General features: G+C 68.8%; 14 protein-coding genes. 6 read left to right on the forward strand and 8 right to left on the reverse strand.

Annotated features, from left to right (window positions below; translation table 11 throughout):
- Window positions 1–12 precede the first annotated feature (12 nt).
- Together ctpC and AC5Y2L_RS09100 are read right to left on the reverse strand one after the other, a co-directional pair.
- A complete protein-coding gene (ctpC, locus tag AC5Y2L_RS09095) occupies window positions 13–2,187 on the reverse strand; it encodes a manganese-exporting P-type ATPase CtpC (RefSeq protein WP_499933472.1) in 2,175 nt (724 codons plus the stop codon).
- A gap of 1 nt (window position 2,188) precedes the next feature.
- Window positions 2,189–2,470, reverse strand: coding sequence for a DUF1490 family protein (locus tag AC5Y2L_RS09100; protein ID WP_067237558.1), 282 nt, complete (start codon window positions 2,468–2,470; stop codon window positions 2,189–2,191).
- Between the two features lie 246 nt (window positions 2,471–2,716).
- On the opposite strand from AC5Y2L_RS09100, the gene AC5Y2L_RS09105 reads away from it, so the two are divergent.
- Both AC5Y2L_RS09105 and AC5Y2L_RS09110 read left to right on the forward strand, forming a co-directional pair.
- The gene (locus AC5Y2L_RS09105; RefSeq protein ID WP_499933895.1) at window positions 2,717–4,546 is read left to right on the forward strand and encodes a serine/threonine-protein kinase PknD; all 1,830 of its coding nucleotides are present in this window, start codon (window positions 2,717–2,719) and stop codon (window positions 4,544–4,546) included.
- Between the two features lie 171 nt (window positions 4,547–4,717).
- On the forward strand, window positions 4,718–6,550 hold the full coding sequence (locus AC5Y2L_RS09110; protein ID WP_499933893.1) for a serine/threonine-protein kinase PknD: 1,833 nt from the start codon (window positions 4,718–4,720) through the stop codon (window positions 6,548–6,550).
- 69 nt (window positions 6,551–6,619) lie between these two features.
- Here the strand turns inward: AC5Y2L_RS09110 and AC5Y2L_RS09115 are convergent, their stop codons facing one another.
- Window positions 6,620–7,345, reverse strand: coding sequence for a TIGR03089 family protein (locus AC5Y2L_RS09115; RefSeq protein WP_499933470.1), 726 nt, complete (start codon window positions 7,343–7,345; stop codon window positions 6,620–6,622).
- On the reverse strand, window positions 7,333–8,796 hold the full coding sequence (locus AC5Y2L_RS09120; protein WP_499933469.1) for an LCP family protein: 1,464 nt from the start codon (window positions 8,794–8,796) through the stop codon (window positions 7,333–7,335). The genes AC5Y2L_RS09115 and AC5Y2L_RS09120 overlap by 13 nt, the downstream gene beginning before the upstream one ends.
- Before the next feature lie 86 nt (window positions 8,797–8,882).
- Between AC5Y2L_RS09120 and rfbD the strand changes: the two genes are divergently transcribed.
- The 3 genes from rfbD to manB are packed head-to-tail and all read left to right on the forward strand — an operon-like array spanning window position 8,883 to window position 11,746.
- Window positions 8,883–9,785 (forward strand): dTDP-4-dehydrorhamnose reductase, encoded by a 903-nt coding sequence (rfbD, locus tag AC5Y2L_RS09125; protein WP_499933467.1) that lies wholly within the window; start codon window positions 8,883–8,885, stop codon window positions 9,783–9,785.
- Window positions 9,778–10,671 carry a glycosyltransferase family 2 protein gene (locus tag AC5Y2L_RS09130; protein ID WP_499933466.1) on the forward strand — a complete coding sequence of 298 codons (894 nt, stop codon included), beginning with the start codon at window positions 9,778–9,780 and terminating at the stop codon, window positions 10,669–10,671. The genes rfbD and AC5Y2L_RS09130 overlap by 8 nt, the downstream gene beginning before the upstream one ends.
- A gap of 1 nt (window position 10,672) precedes the next feature.
- Window positions 10,673–11,746 carry a mannose-1-phosphate guanylyltransferase gene (manB, locus tag AC5Y2L_RS09135; protein WP_499933464.1) on the forward strand — a complete coding sequence of 358 codons (1,074 nt, stop codon included), beginning with the start codon at window positions 10,673–10,675 and terminating at the stop codon, window positions 11,744–11,746.
- Between the two features lie 235 nt (window positions 11,747–11,981).
- Here manB and AC5Y2L_RS09140 read toward each other — a convergent pair whose 3' ends face one another.
- The 4 genes from AC5Y2L_RS09140 to cofD are packed head-to-tail and all read right to left on the reverse strand — an operon-like array spanning window position 11,982 to window position 16,439.
- The gene (locus tag AC5Y2L_RS09140) at window positions 11,982–12,518 is read right to left on the reverse strand and encodes an NUDIX hydrolase (RefSeq protein ID WP_499933463.1); all 537 of its coding nucleotides are present in this window, start codon (window positions 12,516–12,518) and stop codon (window positions 11,982–11,984) included.
- On the reverse strand, window positions 12,515–14,083 hold the full coding sequence (locus AC5Y2L_RS09145; protein ID WP_499933461.1) for an Eco57I restriction-modification methylase domain-containing protein: 1,569 nt from the start codon (window positions 14,081–14,083) through the stop codon (window positions 12,515–12,517). Before AC5Y2L_RS09145 ends, AC5Y2L_RS09140 begins: the two co-directional genes overlap by 4 nt.
- A complete protein-coding gene (locus AC5Y2L_RS09150; RefSeq protein WP_499933460.1) occupies window positions 14,080–15,429 on the reverse strand; it encodes a coenzyme F420-0:L-glutamate ligase in 1,350 nt (449 codons plus the stop codon). Before AC5Y2L_RS09150 ends, AC5Y2L_RS09145 begins: the two co-directional genes overlap by 4 nt.
- Window positions 15,426–16,439: a 2-phospho-L-lactate transferase gene (cofD, locus tag AC5Y2L_RS09155; RefSeq protein ID WP_499933458.1), complete on the reverse strand. Its 1,014-nt coding sequence runs from the start codon at window positions 16,437–16,439 to the stop codon at window positions 15,426–15,428. Before cofD ends, AC5Y2L_RS09150 begins: the two co-directional genes overlap by 4 nt.
- Before the next feature lie 469 nt (window positions 16,440–16,908).
- Between cofD and AC5Y2L_RS09160 the strand changes: the two genes are divergently transcribed.
- Window positions 16,909–17,271, forward strand: a complete 363-nt coding sequence (locus AC5Y2L_RS09160; RefSeq protein WP_499933457.1) for a WhiB family transcriptional regulator — start codon at window positions 16,909–16,911, stop codon at window positions 17,269–17,271.
- Window positions 17,272–17,275: the final 4 nt, after the last annotated feature.

Genomic DNA, 17,275 nt, shown 5'->3' on the forward strand with positions numbered 1-17,275 from the left:
GCTCGCGACACGTCAGTCCAGCCGGTAACGGATCAGCCGGGAGCTGTTGACCACGACCGCCACCGATGACGCGTTGTGCAGGATCGCGGCGAGCACCGGTGAGAGCACCCCGGCGGCGCCGATGAGCAGTCCCGCGGCGTTCACCGCGATGGACATGCCGTAGTTCTCCCGGATGACGTCGACCGCCCGCGCACCCAGGTCCCGCACATCCAGCAGGCGGTGCAGATCGTCGTTGGCCAGCGCCACGTCGGCGGTTTCGACGGCAACGTCGGTTCCGGCCAGGCCCATGGCGATCCCGATGTCGGCCGCCGCCAGGGCCGGGGCGTCGTTGATGCCGTCACCGACCATTCCGACGACGTAGCCCGCGTCCTGCAGCTCGCGCACCACCTCGAGCTTGTCCTCGGGCATCACCTCGGCGCGCCATTCGTCGATGCCCAACTCCTGCGCGACCACCCTGGCGATCTCCGGATGGTCCCCGGTGAGCATGACGATCCGGCGAACGCCGCTGTCGCGCAACTGCTTCAACACAGTGGTGGCTTCGGGCCGCACCTCGTCGCGCAGGCTGATCAGGCCCACCAGCTTGCCGTCCACCGCGAGCAGCAGCGGTGTCTCGGCCTGGCGTCGCAGCTTGTCCACCCACTCCGACGCCTTCTTGGACACCCGCACCTTTTCCGAGCGCAGCAGGCCCGGGCTGCCCAGCAGCAGGGTCCGGCCGTCGGCCCAGGTCCGCATGCCCAGGCCGACCAGCACCTCGCACTCCTCGTGCGGCGGGATGAGGATGTGGCGTTCTTCCGTCGAGCGGATCACCGCCTCGGCCAGCGGGTGGCGAGAATGGATCTCCGAGCTCGCGGCGTAGGCCAGCACCTGCTCGGGTTCCCAATCCTTATGCATGGCAACAATATTGGTGACAACCGGCCGACCCACGGTGAGCGTTCCGGTCTTGTCGAAAACGATCGCGTCCACCCGGCCCGCCTGCTCGAGGTGCGATCCGCCCTTGATCAGGATGCCGCGGCGTGCGCCGTTGCCGATAGCGGCGCTGATCGCGGTCGGGGTCGACAAGCCCACCGCGCAGGGGCAGGCGATCAGCAGCATCGTCATCGCCCGCCGCACGTCCCCGGTGATCAGCAGGGTGACGGCCGAGACGATGAAAGACGTCGGCACGAAACGGCGGGAGAAGGTTTCGCCGACCGTCTGGATCGGCGCCCGATCATGTTGCGCCTCTTCGACTCTGGTGATGATGCGACCGATGGTGGTTTGCTTGCCGACGGCGCGGGCGCGCACCACCAGCCGGCCGCGCTCGACGACCGAACCGGCGTGCACGCGACTTCCGACCGTCACCGACACCGGCAGGTTCTCCCCGGTGATGGCGGACTGGTTGACAATCGCGTCGCCGTCGAGCACCTCGCCGTCGACCGGGATGGCGACATGATCGTGTACCACCACCTCGTCGCCAATCTGAACGGTGTCCATCGGCACCTGGATCTCGGTGCGGTCGAGCAGGCGGATCCAGGCGGTGTCCTGGTTGCCGCGCAGCAGCTCGGAGATGGCCCGCCGGGTCCGCCGCAGGGTCAGGTCCTGCAGATACTCGCCGATGTTGAGCAGCCACAGCACGGTGAGGGCGACGACGTTCTCGCGCAGGATGAGGCTGGCCACGGTGGCTGCCGAGACCAGCGCGTCGGTGCCGGCCCTACCCGAGCGCAGTGAGCGCAGCGCACCGCGCAGGAACGGGTAGCCGGTGAAGATGGTGACCCCGGTGGCGACCACCCGGCCGCTGGGGCCCAGCAATGGCGGCCGAGCGAAGACGTAGCGGCGCACACCCAGCAGGGTCAGCGCGGCGCCGCCGATCACCATGCGCAGCACGTCGGCGTTGCGGATCTCCGACGAATGCGGCGCACGGGCGGGGATGAGCTCCGGTGCGACGTGCGCGGCCTCGCTGATGGCCGCCAGCACCGCCGCGCGGTCGCAGCGCTTGGGCGAGTACCAGACGACGACCGACCCGGTGCGCGGGTAGGCGTGTACCACCCGGACACCGTTCTGTTTGGCGACCGCCTCCTCGACCGCGACGGCGCGGCGGTGATCGGAGTGGACCCAGGCCACCCGCACCCGCATCCGCCCGGCCGCATCCGAAATCACTTGTAGCGCAGGGTCTTCGGCTGGGGCGAGCTCGTCGACAATCGCCAGGGCCATGCTAGTGCTCGTGCTGGTGGACGTCGCCGACGGCGGGGGTGGGCGCCTCTTCGCCGATGCGCTCGCGGGCCTCGGCCATCACGTCGGCGATCTTGAGCCGCGCCGACTCGGCGGCTTCCTCGGCCCGGCGGGTCCCGCGCAGCCCCAGCGCCGCGGCCGATACCGCGGTCTCGTGCAGCGGCGCCTTGGCCAGGCCCTTGCGCAACAGCTCGTAGGCGGTCACCCCGGCCAGCCCGGTGACCACCGTCGATGCCGCCTTGCCCAAGAGCCCGTACACCGCCATTGCCCGAACCTTCCTCACGTGTGCTGTCGACCTTTCCGGACGACGCTAACATCGAAATATTGCGATATCAATATGAATGCCGAGCAGACGCAAAATCGCACGCGCAGGGCACTGAAGCGTGCGATTCTGCGTCTCGCTCGCCAAGCGGGGGCGGGCCCGTCGATAAGGCGCCCAACGTATGGTGGGCCGGTGGAGGGCACACCGTTCGGGCGTTACCGCTTGGTGGAGTTGCTCGGTGAGGGCGGTATGGGTGAGGTGTGGCGGGCCCACGACACCGTCACCGACCGGGTGGTGGCCATCAAGGTGTTGCCCGCGAAATTGTCCAAGGATGAGGAGTTTCAGCGGCGTTTCCGCCGGGAGGCGCATGCGGCGGCGCGCTTGGAAACCCCGCACGTGGTTCCGATATATGACTACGGCGAGATCGATGGCCGGCTTTTTGTGTGCATGCGGCTGATCAGCGGGCGTGACTTGGCCGCTGTGCTGGCCGAGGGTCCGCTGGATGCGGCGCGGGCGGTGCGCATTGTGGGCCAGGTCGGCGAAGCTTTGCATGCCGCCCATGGGATCGGGTTGGTCCACCGCGACGTCAAACCCTCCAATGTTTTGCTTGATGACCGCGATTTCGCCTATCTGATCGATTTCGGGATCGCTCGGGTGGCCGATGACACCCGGATGACCAAGACCGGCAATACGATTGGGACGTTCGCCTACATTGCGCCGGAGCGGCTGAGCCTCGACGGGCAGGAGGACGCCCGGGTGGACGTCTACGCGCTGGCGTGTGTGCTCTATGAGTGCCTGACCGGCCAGCCGCCGTTTAACGCCGACACCATGCCGCGGCTGATGATGGCCCACCTGCAAGCACCGCCGCCGCGCCCGTCGGTGACCCGGCCCGAGGTGCCCGCCGCCGTCGATGAGGTCATTGCCCGGGGGATGGCCAAAGACCCCGACCAGCGGTATGCCAGCACCGTCGAGTTGGTCGAGGCCGCCCGTGACGCGATCACCCAACCTGTTGGCCGGCCGGGGCCGGATCCGGCGCGAATCGACCAGACCCGGCCAGCACACCATGGGGTGGCCGCCCCGTCGGCGGCCGTGACCGCCGCAGCACCGGCCCCCGCCCATCAGCCACCGTCATGGCAGCCCGCCCCGCGTACCGTGACACGAGGCGGCGGGATCAGTCGGCGCAGCATCGCGCTCACCGCTGGTGCGGTTGCACTGGTCGCCGTGATCGCCGCGGTCATCGGCGTTATCGCCCTCCACAAGCAGGGGTCGTCGCGGTCATCGCCGACATCGGCGGCGCGGTCATCCGCGGCATCAGCGGCGCGGTCCTATGGCGCTCAGATTGTGCTGCCATTCATCGGCCTGGACCATCCCGCGGGTGTGGCGGTGGACGGCGCTGGCGCCGTCTATGTCGCCGACAACCGCAGCAGTCGGGTGGTGAGGTTGGCGGCGGGTTCGTCTGCCCCTGATGTTCTGCCGTTCACCGGCCTGATCGGTCCCGTGGGTGTGGCGGTGGACGGCGCCGGTACGGTCTACGTCGCCGACTCCGGCAACAACCGGGTGGTGAGGTTGGCGGCGGGCTCGTCTGCCCCAGATGTGCTGCCGTTAACCGGCCTCATCACTCCCGAGGGTGTGGCAGTGGACCGCACCGGCGCCGTCTACGTCGTCGACGGCGGTAACGAACGTGTGGTGAGGTTGGCGGCGGGCTCGTCTGCCCAGGATGTGTTGCCCTTCGCGGGCCTGAGCTTTCCCTACGGTGTGGCGGTGGACGGCGCGGGCGCCGTCTACGTCACCGACGGCAACCGGGTGCTGAGGCTGGCGGCGGGCTCGTCTGCCCGGGACGTGCTTCCCTTCACCGGCCTGAAGGAGCCCAAAGGTGTAGTAGTGGACGGCGCCGACGCCGTCTACGTCGCCGACTACGGCAACGCCCGGGTGCTGAGGTTGGCGGCGGGCTCGTCTGCCCAGGACGTACTGCCCTTCACCGGTCTGAAGGATCCCTGGGGTGTTGCGGTGGATGGCGCCGGCACAGTCTACGCCACCGACTTCCGCAACAATGAGGTGTTGAAACTGCCGGTGCAGTAGACCCCGGGGGTGCTGGCCCCGCTTTGATGCCCTGGCGTAGGTGGCGCGGCAGCGGTATGTGCCGCTGACCTTGTAGTCCGGACGTCGATAAGGCGCCCAACGTATGGTGGGCCGGTGGAGGGCACACCGTTCGGGCGTTACCGCTTGGTGGAGTTGCTCGGTGAGGGCGGTATGGGTGAGGTGTGGCGGGCCCACGACACCGTCACCGACCGGGTGGTGGCCATCAAGGTGTTGCCCGCGAAATTGTCCAAGGATGAGGAGTTTCAGCGGCGTTTCCGCCGGGAGGCGCATGCGGCGGCGCGCTTGGAAACCCCGCACGTGGTTCCGATATATGACTACGGCGAGATCGATGGCCGGCTTTTTGTGTGCATGCGGCTGATCAGCGGGCGTGACTTGGCCGCTGTGCTGGCCGAGGGTCCGCTGGATGCGGCGCGGGCGGTGCGCATTGTGGGCCAGGTCGGCGAAGCTTTGCATGCCGCCCATGGGATCGGGTTGGTCCACCGCGACGTCAAACCCTCCAATGTTTTGCTTGATGACCGCGATTTCGCCTATCTGATCGATTTCGGGATCGCTCGGGTGGCCGATGACACCCGGATGACCAAGACCGGCAATACGATTGGGACGTTCGCCTACATTGCGCCGGAGCGGCTGAGCCTCGACGGGCAGGAGGACGCCCGGGTGGACGTCTACGCGCTGGCGTGTGTGCTCTATGAGTGCCTGACCGGCCAGCCGCCGTTTAACGCCGACACCATGCCGCGGCTGATGATGGCCCACCTGCAAGCACCGCCGCCGCGCCCGTCGGTGACCCGGCCCGAGGTGCCCGCCGCCGTCGATGAGGTCATTGCCCGGGGGATGGCCAAAGACCCCGACCAGCGGTATGCCAGCACCGTCGAGTTGGTCGAGGCCGCCCGTGACGCGATCACCCAACCTGTTGGCCGGCCGGGGCCGGATCCGGCGCGAATCGACCAGACCCGGCCAGCACACCATGGGGTGGCCGCCCCGTCGGCGGCCGTGACCGCCGCAGCACCGGCCCCCGCCCATCAGCCACCGTCATGGCAGCCCGCCCCGCGTACCGTGACACGAGGCGGCGGGATCAGTCGGCGCAGCATCGCGCTCACCGCTGGTGCGGTTGCACTGGTCGCCGTGATCGCCGCGGTCATCGGCGTTATCGCCCTCCACAAGCAGGGGTCGTCGCGGTCATCGCCGACATCGGCGGCGCGGTCATCCGCGGCATCAGCGGCGCGGTCCTATGGCGCTCAGATTGTGCTGCCATTCATCGGCCTGGACCATCCCGCGGGTGTGGCGGTGGACGGCGCTGGCGCCGTCTATGTCGCCGACAACCGCAGCAGTCGGGTGGTGAGGTTGGCGGCGGGTTCGTCTGCCCCTGATGTTCTGCCGTTCACCGGCCTGATCGGTCCCGTGGGTGTGGCGGTGGACGGCGCCGGTACGGTCTACGTCGCCGACTCCGGCAACAACCGGGTGGTGAGGTTGGCGGCGGACTCGTCTGCACAAGTCGTGCTGCCGTTCACCGGCCTGGACCGTCCCTACGGTGTGGCGGTGGACGGCGCGGGCGCCGTCTACGTCGCCGACTTCGGCAACAACCGGGTGGTGAGGTTGGCGGCGGGCTCGTCCGCCCTGGATGTGCTGCCCTTCATCGGCCTCATCACTCCCGTGGATGTGGCAGTGGACGGCGCGGGCACCGTCTACGTCGCCGACTCCGGCAACACCCGGGTGGCGAGATTGCTGGCGGGCTCGTCTGCCCAGAACGTGTTGCCCTTCGGCCTCTTCACTGCCGGGGGTGTGGCGGTGGACGGCGTCGGCACCGTCTACGTCACCGAAGATGTCGATGACCGGGTGGTGACGTTGGCGGCAGGTTCGTCTGCCCAGGTCGTGCTGCCTTTCACCGGCCTGAGTCGTCCCCACGGTGTGGCGGTGGACCGCTCCGGCGCCGTCTACGTCACCGACGTTGGCAATAACCGGGTGCTGAAACTGCCGGTGCAGTAGGCGCGCCTAACGCGGCGACCACGTCAACCTCGCCAACCCCCATGCCCGCCAACGGCCACCCACACCGCTTCAGAAAACCCGCGTGACCTTCTCGGTCTCCACCCGACGCTGCAGCGCCGACGGATCGGGGTTGGCCACCTGCACCAGGGACGCGCCGACCGCCAGGACCGCCAGCAGACCGTCCACCAGCTCGTCGGGCGTGTCCCACGATGCGCTGGACAACACCCGATCGGCGGACGTCAAACCCCTTGCGGCCGCGGAGTTTTCGCAATCGGCCAGGGTCTGGTCCACCGATCGGCCGGCAAGTGCGGGGCCGGGATGGCGCTCGGGGACGATCTGGTCGCCGTGCACCCGCACGGCGGTCGCGTAGTCGATGACCCCGACGGGCAGGTCGGGCGCCGGCCGGCCGAAGGCGTCCAGCGACAACACCGCCACCTCACCTGCTGAGCCGCCGGCCACCGCGGCGTCCGCCTCGTCCAACCGCTCGGACGTGCACAAGGCCAGGTCTCCCGGGCCGTCCAGCACCACCTCGGCACCGATCCACCACACCCCGAATAGCACCGCCGCCGTTTGCCAGTGTGCCGGCAGCAACACCGCGACCCTGCTGGCCGGACCGGCGCCCAGCTCGTCGCGCAGCAGGTTGCCGGTCTTGGCGGCCCAGTTCGCCAACGTCACCGCGGACAGCTCGATACGTTCACCGGTCGCGTCGTCGTAGTAGGTGATACGCGGGCCGACCGGGTCGGCCCGCAGCAGCGGGTCCAGGATCGCCCCGCTCAGCGTGCTCAGTTGATGCATTCCGGCTTGTCGGAGCCGGCGGTCAGAATCGGCGAGGGCGGGGGAGCGGTGCCCTCGGCAGGGCTGCCGCCCGGGGCGCGCCGCGGTGTGACCGCGCCGGAAAGCCCCGAGCCCGGGCCGGTGTAGTCGTTGGCCAGTACCACCCGGACCGATCCGGCCGGTACCGACGCGTCGGCGACCACCGGCAACCCGCCCAGTTCCTTGGCGACCTCCTGGGCGCCCAGGTCGTCCGGCTTGGCGGCGCGCACCTGGCTGTTCTTCACGTGGTTGCCGTCGTTGTTACCGACCGATCCGGCGGCGAATCCCTTGGCGCTCAACACATCTGACACCGCGGCGGCCAAACCGTTGATGTCGGTGTCGTTGAACACATGCGCGGTGGTCTTGGCGGGTGTGTAGGCCAGCTGCTCGGTCTTGCCCTGCGATTGCTCATGCAGCAGGCCGTCGACCCACTGCTGAACCTGGCGCGGGTCGATCCGCACCACGCTCTGCATCCCGTCGTCGCTCCAGCCGGAGCCGTCGAGCACCGGGATGGTGGCGAAGGCGACGTTGCCGCCGGCCAGCTTCTGCAGTTGTTGCACGAAGTCCATGATGTCCCAGCCCGACGACAACACCACCGAACGCTGCACGGCGGCCTCCAGCCGTTTCAGCGTGGACGGGCTGGACAACGTCTTGCCGGAGATCACCCGGTGCGCCAGCGAGGCCATCACCGCCTGCTGGCGCACCACCCGGTCCAGGTCTCCGCGCGGCAGCTCATGGCGCTGGCGGACGAAGCTGAGCGCCTGCGGCCCGTTCAGCTTCTGCCGGCCGGCCGGAAAGTCGGCACCTGAAAGTGGTTCGTACACAGCCTCTTTGAGGCACACCTCGACGCCACCGAGCGCGTCGGTGATCAACGCGAAACCGAGCAGCCCGATTTCGGCATAGTGGTCGACGGTGACGCCGGTCAGGTCGGCGACGGTCTTGATCAAGGCTTCGCGGCCCGCCTCGGTGCCCTGCGCCGCGGCCTCGCTGGCCGACGCTCCGGCTTGGACCAGGCGGGTTCGCTTGATCTCCCTGGTCTGCCCGTAGACGCCGTTGATCTTGGTCTTGCCCAAGCCGGGCGCTGAGACGTAGGAGTCCCGCGGTATCGAGATCGCGGTGGCCGACCTGCCGTTGTTCGGTATCCGGATCAGGATGATGGTGTCGGTGTTGGTGGCTTCCTCGTCGCCGGCCCGCAATGTCGCCAATTCCTCGGCGGATAGCGCGTTGCCGTGTGCGTCGGTGCGGCTGTCCAATCCGACCAGCAGGATATCGATCGCGCCGTCGTCGCCGCCCTTGCCCAACGATGGCGCCGACATGTGGAAGATGCCGTCCTGGAACGATTGAACATTGCTCCACGCGACGCCGGTGCCGAGGACCACGAGAACTGTCAGCACAGTGGCAACCACACGAACCACACGTTGCACAGGCATCACAATAGGTTACTTGTGCCACACCTGCTTCTCGGGAAGCTGACCCCGGCGTGCCCGAGGCGCCCGTCCGGCGTGCCAGACTCGAACGCATGTCAGAACGGCTGGTGATCACCGGCGCCAACGGGCAGCTGGGCAGCTGTCTGGCGGCGCGGGCCGACCGGCAGGGTCGCGACGTGCTGGCGCTGACGTCGTCGCAGTGGGACGTCACCGACGCGCAGGCCGCCGAGCGGTTCGTCCAGCGCGGCGATGTCGTGGTGAACTGCGCCGCCTACACCAACGTCGACGCCGCCGAGAGCGACGAAGCCGCTGCATTCGCGGTCAATGCCGAAGGCCCCGAACACGTCGCCCGTGCCTGCGCACGGGCCGGGGCCCGGCTGATCCACATCTCCACCGACTATGTCTTCTGTGGTCCGCCGCTCGACGGAGCGAACCCGTACGAACCCGGCGACGAGACCGCGCCGCTGGGCGTATACGCGTGCAGCAAGCTGGCCGGCGAAAAGGCCGTGCTGGCAGTGCTGCCGGAAGGGATTGTGGTGCGGACCGCGTGGCTCTACACCGGCGGCACCGGCAACGACTTCGTCGCCGTCATGCGCCGGCTGGCCGCCGGTGAGGGCCCCGTCGATGTGGTCGACGACCAGGTCGGCTCGCCGACGTATGTCGCCGACCTGGCCGACGCGCTACTCGAGGTGGCCGACGGTGGCGTGCGGGCGCCCGTCCTGCACGCAGCCAACCAGGGTGCGGTCTCCCGATTCGGGCTGGCCCGCGCGGTGTTCGAAGAATGTGGCGCCGACCCGCAGCGGGTGCGGCCGGTCAGCACCGCGCAATTTCCGCGACCGGCGCCGCGCCCGCATTACTCCGCGCTGGGCAGCCGGCAGTCCGCCCAGGCGGGCCTGACCCCGTTAAGACCCTGGCGCAGTGCACTTGTCGCCGCGCTGCAAGCAAGTCACAGCCGCGCCTGTGCCGAACGACCGTTACCCTCTACGCGTGACTGACGTACTGCCGGTCGTGACGGTGACCTACTCGCCGGGCCCCCATCTGGAGCGGTTCCTGGCGTCGCTGTCGCTGGCCACCGACCGGCCCGTCAGCGTCGTGATGGCCGATAACGGCTCCACCGACGGCGCACCGCAGGCCGCGATCGAGCGCTACGACAACGTCCGGATGTTCGATACCGGGGGCAACCTCGGCTATGGAACCGCCGCGAATCGCGCGATCGCGCAGCTCGACAGCGACCAAGACGCCCACGAGTGGGTGATCGTGGCCAACCCGGACGTGCAGTGGGGGCCGGGCAGCATCGACGCCCTGCTGGACGCCGCCGCCCGGTGGCCCGGCGCCGGCGCGCTCGGCCCGCTCATCCGCGACCCCGACGGGTCGGTGTACCCGTCCGCGCGGCACCTGCCCAGCCTGATCCGCGGCGGCATGCATGCGCTGCTCGGGCCCGTCTGGCCGGGCAACCCGTGGACCGCGGCCTACCGCCAGGAGCGCCTGGAGCCCAGCGAACGGGTGGTGGGCTGGCTGTCCGGATCATGCCTGCTGGTGCGCCGGTCCGCGTTCCGGGCGGTCGGCGGTTTCGACGAGCGCTACTTCATGTACATGGAGGACGTCGACCTGGGTGACCGCCTCGCCAAAGCCGGCTGGCAGAGCGTCTACGTGCCGTCGGCGGAGGTCCTGCACCACAAGGGCCACTCCACCGGCCGCGACCCGGCGAGCCACCTGACGGCGCATCACAAGAGCACCTATATTTTCCTCGCCGATCGGCATCCGGGCTGGTGGCGGGCGCCGCTGCGGTGGGTGTTGCGGGGATCGCTGGCGGTGCGCTCACGGTTGATGGTGCGCAGTTCACGTCGCCGATTGCTCAAGCTCGCGGAAGGGCGGCACTGACTTGGTTAAGCAGGTCGACGCGGTGGTGCTGGTCGGCGGCAAGGGCACCCGGCTGCGGCCCTTGACGTTGTCGGCGCCCAAGCCGATGCTGCCCACCGCCGGGCTGCCGTTTCTCACCCATCTGCTGTCGCGGATCGCGGCGGCCGGCATCGAGCACGTGATCCTCAGCACCTCCTATAAGGCCGCGGTGTTCGAGGCCGAGTTCGGCGACGGCTCGAAGCTGGGCCTGCAGATCGAGTACGTGACCGAGGAGCATCCGCTGGGGACCGGCGGCGGCATCGCCAACGTCGCGGACAGGCTGCGGCACGACACCGTGATGGTGTTCAACGGCGACGTGCTCTCCGGCGCCGACCTGGGCCAGCTGCTGGAGTTCCACCGTGCCGAGCAGGCCGACGTCACCCTGCATCTGGTGCGGGTGGGTGACCCGCGGGCGTTTGGCTGCGTGCCCACCGCCGACGGACGGGTCACCGCGTTCTTGGAAAAGACGCAGGACCCACCCACCGATCAGATCAATGCCGGCTGCTACGTCTTCAAGCGCCACATCATCGACCGGATTCCGCGGGGGCGCGAGGTATCGGTGGAACGCGAGGTGTTCCCGGCGCTGCTGTCCGACGCGCACGTCACGATCTGCGGGTACGTCGACGCCACCTACTGGCGTGACATGGGCACCCCGGAAGACTTTGTCCGCGGGTCGGCGGATCTGGTGCGCGGGATAGCACCGTCACCGGCGATGAGCGGCCACCGAGGCGAGCAGTGGGTGCACGACGGTGCGGCCGTGGCTCCCGGAGCGGTGCTGATCGGCGGGACCGTCGTCGGGCGGGGCGCCGAGATCGGTCCCGGCGTCCGGCTGGACGGCGCGGTGATCTTCGACGGGGTAAAGGTCGAGGCGGGCAGCGTGATCGAGCGGTCGATCATCGGCTTCGGTGTTCGCATCGGCCCGCGGGCGCTGATCCGCGACGGAGTGATCGGTGACGGCGCGGACATCGGGGCCCGTTGTGAACTGCTACGGGGCGCCCGGGTGTGGCCCGGTGTCGCGATTCCCGACGGCGGCATCCGGTATTCCTCCGACGTGTGAGCTGTTCACCGTTGTCGGCTTGCGTGTAGGGCGTTGAGTGTGAAACCTGGGCGTCAGGGGTGTATCCAGGGCGCAGATTCGGCGCGATCGTCGCCCTAGGCTCACGTTCAAAGCCCAGTCTTCACATTCGAATGCGTGGCTTCACACTGAACGCCCTGGGCTCACGCTCAAAGCCCAGGCGTCACACTCGAAAACCCTGAAGTGACTTCGGCGCGAACCTCGTCGGCCCAGCGCGTCACAAATCGAGCGCCCGGCCCACCAGATACCGCAAGGCGTGATCGGTTCCCGACGGCAGCGCGTCGGCCGGCCACCACCGCAGGTCGTCGGACTCGTCGCTGAGCGTGATCTGGGCGCCGGCCGGCGCGAACGCCACGAACTGTAAGTCGAGATGCCGGGTCGGTACGCCCAGTGAACACGTGACCGGGTGGACATGAATGGCGGCCAATTCCGGCGCGATGCGCAGGCCGTCCACCCCGGATTCCTCGGTAGCCTCGCAAAGCGCCGCCGCGACGATGTCGCCGTCGTCGTCCTCGCAATGACCGCCCAGCTGTACCCAGCGACCCAGGCGCGGGTGCAGGGTGAGCAATACCCGAGCGCCGCTGTCATCGAGCACCAGCGCCGACGCGGTGATGTGTCCGGGCACGCATTCGCGACGGCAGGCGTCGTCGCGGGCCAGCACGAAGGCCAGCACCGCCTGCCGCAACGAGTCCTGGGCCGGGTCGGGCGCCTGCCACTGCGTCAAGGTCGCGATCGTCGACTCGCGGAGGCTCACCGGGAGCCTCGCCTTCCGCGGCGATCCCGCAACGCCGCCCACGCCGATCGGCACTGCGCCACCACGTCACGCGACAAGCCCAGTCCGTCGACCAGCACCCGAGCATCCACCAAATCGAGCGCTTTCTCCGTTTCGTTGGCCTTCAGCAGCAGATCCACGTCCTGGGCCAGTTCGGCATCCGCAAACTGCGGCGGGGGAATGGGCAGCTGCTCGGCTTCGGCGGGTTCCAGCTCCAAGATGCCGCCGCCGTAGCTGCGGCCCATGATCTCGGCGAAGGCGAACGTGGCGCTGTTGTGAAAAACGGCGGCCAGCGCGGCCGGCTCGACCCTGACCCTGACCCGGTGGACGGTGTCGGTGCAGGTTGCCGCGGCGGCGTTGACGGTCAGGCGCGGCGCCAGGTGGATCTGCCGCAGCAGGAACAGGTCCGGGACCCACGGCGACGGCGTCCTCCACCACGGCCGGCGGATCGAGCACTTGTAGCCGCAGTGGACGCCGTCAGCTTCGCCGGCACGGATATGCGCGAGCAGCGCCGGGTCGGTCGGCTGGGGCGGGGCGTCCAGCAGCCAGGTCCGGTGGTTGTCGGCGACATCGCTGGTACGGCAATCGGCGTCGTAGACGAGGCCGCTCAGTTGGGCGCTGCGCGAGACCAGGGGCACGCAATATCGCGTGAGCCCGAGGCTTCGGGCCTGCGCGTCGGTGAAGGTGAAAAAGCTGTTGCGGCCCGTCACGATGCCCACGTCCACCTCGGCCGCATCGCCCAGCCGCGCCATCACACCGGAACCCTTGAGGGTGCGCAACACCTCGATATGACCCGGGCGCAGGAAGTACTTCGTCCACTTCTCCTTCTCGTGCAACAGCGCGGGAGCCGGGGCGACGTTCAGGTCCGCGTCAACGAGAGCGTCGGCGTCATCCAGGTTGACCGTGCGGATCCGCGCCGGACCCGGGCCGGCGACACCGCAGAACAGCACGACTTCTTGCAGGATGCCGTCGAACAGCAACCGCCGGAAGGTGATCAGCGTGATCTCGGAGAAGCGGCCGAGCAGGAAGTCGCGTAATTGCGCGGCGTAGCCGACCTGCAGCAACTCGGCGGGCAGCACCAGACCCACCCGCCCGCCGTCGCGCACCAGCATGCTGCTCGCGACGACGAACGGGACCCAGGCATTGGTCAGCCGAGTGGGCTTCAGCCCGACGCCGCGCAGCAATTCCAGGGCCGGCTCACGCTGGTGTGACGGCCAGTTGCCGAACCGGATGTACGGCGGATTGCCCGCGACGCCGTCCCAATCCGACGTGCAGTCGCGCAGCCAGGTAAACAGGTTCGCCCCGTCGACCGGCGCGAACGCCCGCGCCTTCGCGGCCTCGCCGGCTACCAGTTCCACGCCGCGCACGTCGTTGCTCACGGCGGCGAGCTCGCGCAGGATTGCGCCGTCGCCGCAGGACGGCTCGAGGATCCGCGGGCCGGCCTGCCGTACCCAGCCGGCCAGGAACCGGGCCACCGGCGCTGGGGTGTAGTAGCCGCCGCGGATCTTGTCGGCGGACGCCGCCGCCTTGCCGGCGAAGATGCTCACTTGACAACCAGCAGATCGGTAACCGGCACCGGGTCGCGCAGTCCAGGTGGCTCTTCGGCGTAACCGATCGCCACGGCGCCCAGCGGCTCCCAGTCGGCAGGCAGCTGTAGCTCGGCGCGGACCAGGTCTGCCGCGAAGATCGTCGAGCCGATCCAGCAGCTGCCCACGCCGCGTACGGCGAGCGCCACCAATAGGGCTTGCACGGCAGCGCCGACCGCGACGGTGAACATGGTGTGCTCGGCGTCGGTGCGGGCGGCGTCGGGATAGGCGTGTGCGCCGTCGGGAACCAGGAAGGGGATGACGACTTCGGGCGCGTCATAGAGGATCTGGCCCCGCGCCACCCGGCGTTCCACCGAGTCGGCGGGCCTGCCATCGCCGGCGAGGTCGGAACGCCACTTGTCCTTCATCCGGTCCAGCAGCCGGGTCCGGGCGGCCGGGGTGCGCAGCCACACGAATCGCACCGGGCGGGTGTGATGTGGCGCCGGAGCGGTGAGTGCCTCGGCGACGGCGGCTTCGACCAGCTCGCCGGGCACCGGCTGGTCACTGAACCGGCGTACCGACCGGCGCAGCAGCTGAGCCTGCCGCCGGCCCAGCTCCAGGGCTTCGGCGGTGCCGAGCCAGAACAGGTCTTCGGGGCCGGGCCGCAGCAATTGCCGAGCCGTCGAGCCGTCGTCGGTCACCACATGCCCCGGCAGTCCGCGCACCACGGCCACGGGCAAGGCGGTCAACTTCCCCTTCACCAGATCGGCGGCCGCGGCGACCTCGTCGGCGACCGCGATCTCGGTGACCACCAACTCGTTGCCGTATCGGTCGACGCTGCCCGAATAGTTGTGCAGCACAGCCAGACCCGCCGAGCCGACGGCGGCGTCGATCTGGCCGTTGCGCCAGGCACGGCCCATGGTGTCGGTGATGACCACCGCGACGTTGACGTCAAGCCGCTCACGCAGCGCGGTGCGCAGGCCCGCGGCGCTGGCGTCCGGGTCGACCGGCAGCAGCGCCAGTTCGTCGCGGCCGACGTTGGATCCGTCCACCCCGGCCGCGGCCTGAACCAGCCCGAGCCGGTTCTCGGTGATCAGGGTTCGGCCTTTGCGCGCCAGCACCCGCACCGCTTCGTCGTCGATCAGCTTGCGGCGCAGTTCGTCTCGGCTGTCGGGGTCTTCGGGCGCCGGGACCAGCCGGCCCTCGCACTTGGACACCACCTTGCTGGTGACCACGACGACGTCGCCGTCGTGCAGCCAGGGGGCGGCCTGCGCGATGGCGGCCGCCAGGTCGTCGCCGGGGCGGAATTCGGGAAGCCCGGTGACGGGCAGGATCTCGACGGGCGAGCCGGTGCCGTGTTCGGTCACGCCACACCCGCGAGTTCAAGTCCGGCGCTCACCATTTGCGCGGTTGCCTTCGGGTCGCTCATCAGCAGCGGTACCGAGCGCACCGCGACCCCCTCGATTTCGGCGGCGGAGTCGGCTGGGTCGTTGTGCACCAGCCAGCAGTCCAGTATCCCGGTGGCGGCGCGCGCACCGTAATGCCGCCCCACGGCCTGTGCGGTGGACTCCACCCCGATTACGCTCAGGCAGGTATCGGCCATGCCCCGCAACGGCTTTCCCCCGATGATCGGGGAGTAGCCGACGACCGGGGCGGCGGTCGTCCGCAATGCCGCGCGGATGCCGGGGATGGCCAGGATGGCTCCGATGCTGACCACCGGGTTGGACGGCGCCAGCATCACGACGTCGGCCTCGGCGATCGCCGCGATGGCTTCGGTTGCGGCGCTTGCCTTTTCGGCGCCGATGAAAGCGAAGCTGTGGGTGGGCACCTGGGCGCGGTAGCGCACCCACCACTCCTGGAAGTGGATGGCCCGACGGTTGCCGTCCGCCGGGTCGGTGATCACCACATGTGTCTCACACCGGTCGTCGCTGGCGGGCAGCAACCGTGCGTCGGGCTGCCAGCGGTCACACAGAGCCGCGGTGACCTGCGACAGCGGATAGCCGGCGTTCAGCATCTGCGTGCGTACCAGGTGGGTGGCCAAGTCGCGGTCACCCAGTTCGAACCAATCGGGCTGAACGCCGTAGCGCGCCAGTTCCTGCTTAGCGTGCCAAGTTTCGTCACGGTGACCCCAGCCGCGCTGTGGGTCGACGCCGCCGCCGAGGGTGTACATGCAGGTGTCCAGGTCCGGACAGATGCGCAGCCCGTGGATCCAGGCATCGTCGCCGATGTTGACGACGGCGGTCAGCTCGTGGCCGGTGCCCGGGTGGTCCGACGGGCCGAACTGACCCGGGGCGAACTGACCCAAGCCGAGCAGCTGCTGCACCCCGAGTAGGAAGCGGGCCCCGCCGACCCCACCGACCAGAACGGTGACCTTCACATCGCTTGACAGTACTGCCCACCGACAATGCGGGCGGCGGCTGACCGTTCCGTCGGCTTGGGTGGCCGAGTCAGACAATTCAGCTTCAACACACCGAAAATGCCGCTCGTGTCGGCCGAATCGGTCCATCGTGATGCGAACTCTGTAAAGGGCTGATATTAGTGGTAATGCAGTGACTAAAGGGACGATTGTTACTGCGGCTGAAGGCAATTGTGAGCAGTTGCACTAGACACGCCGACGGCCAACCGTGACAGAAACGCAGAAATTTGATCACGAGATGGTATGGAAATGCGCCAAAATGCTTGACCGGACAGGCCAACCCGTGTCTAATCACATCAGTGTCATTTCCCGGTTGGCCGGCCGGTTCCGGTGTCGCAGACCGAGATTCGATCACTTGTTCGAATTGTCTGTACATCACAACAGCGCGAAATATTCACTCTCCCAAAGCATCTGAGGAGGCGGAGGAAGCATGTCCTACGAGCACCTTCGGGGCGTATTGGCAAGCACACCGCACACCACTGTCGGCTCGGCGCCGGCGGCGGTCTCTCGACCGCACTTGACCGTGGTTCCCGAAGCGCCCGCCGCCTTCGAGCCCGAACCCCTGCCCACCACCCCAGATCAATGGCAGGACCGGGCCTTGTGCGCGCAGACGGATCCGGAAGCCTTCTTCCCCGAAAAGGGCGGCTCGACCCGCGAGGCCAAGAAAATCTGCCTGGGCTGCGAGGTGCGCCATGAGTGCCTGGAGTACGCACTTGCGCACGACGAGCGCTTCGGCATCTGGGGCGGGCTGTCCGAGCGCGAGCGCCGCCGCCTCAAGCGCGGTATCGGCTGAGCAC

It is taken from the genome of Mycobacterium sp. NGS66, assembly GCF_059812225.1.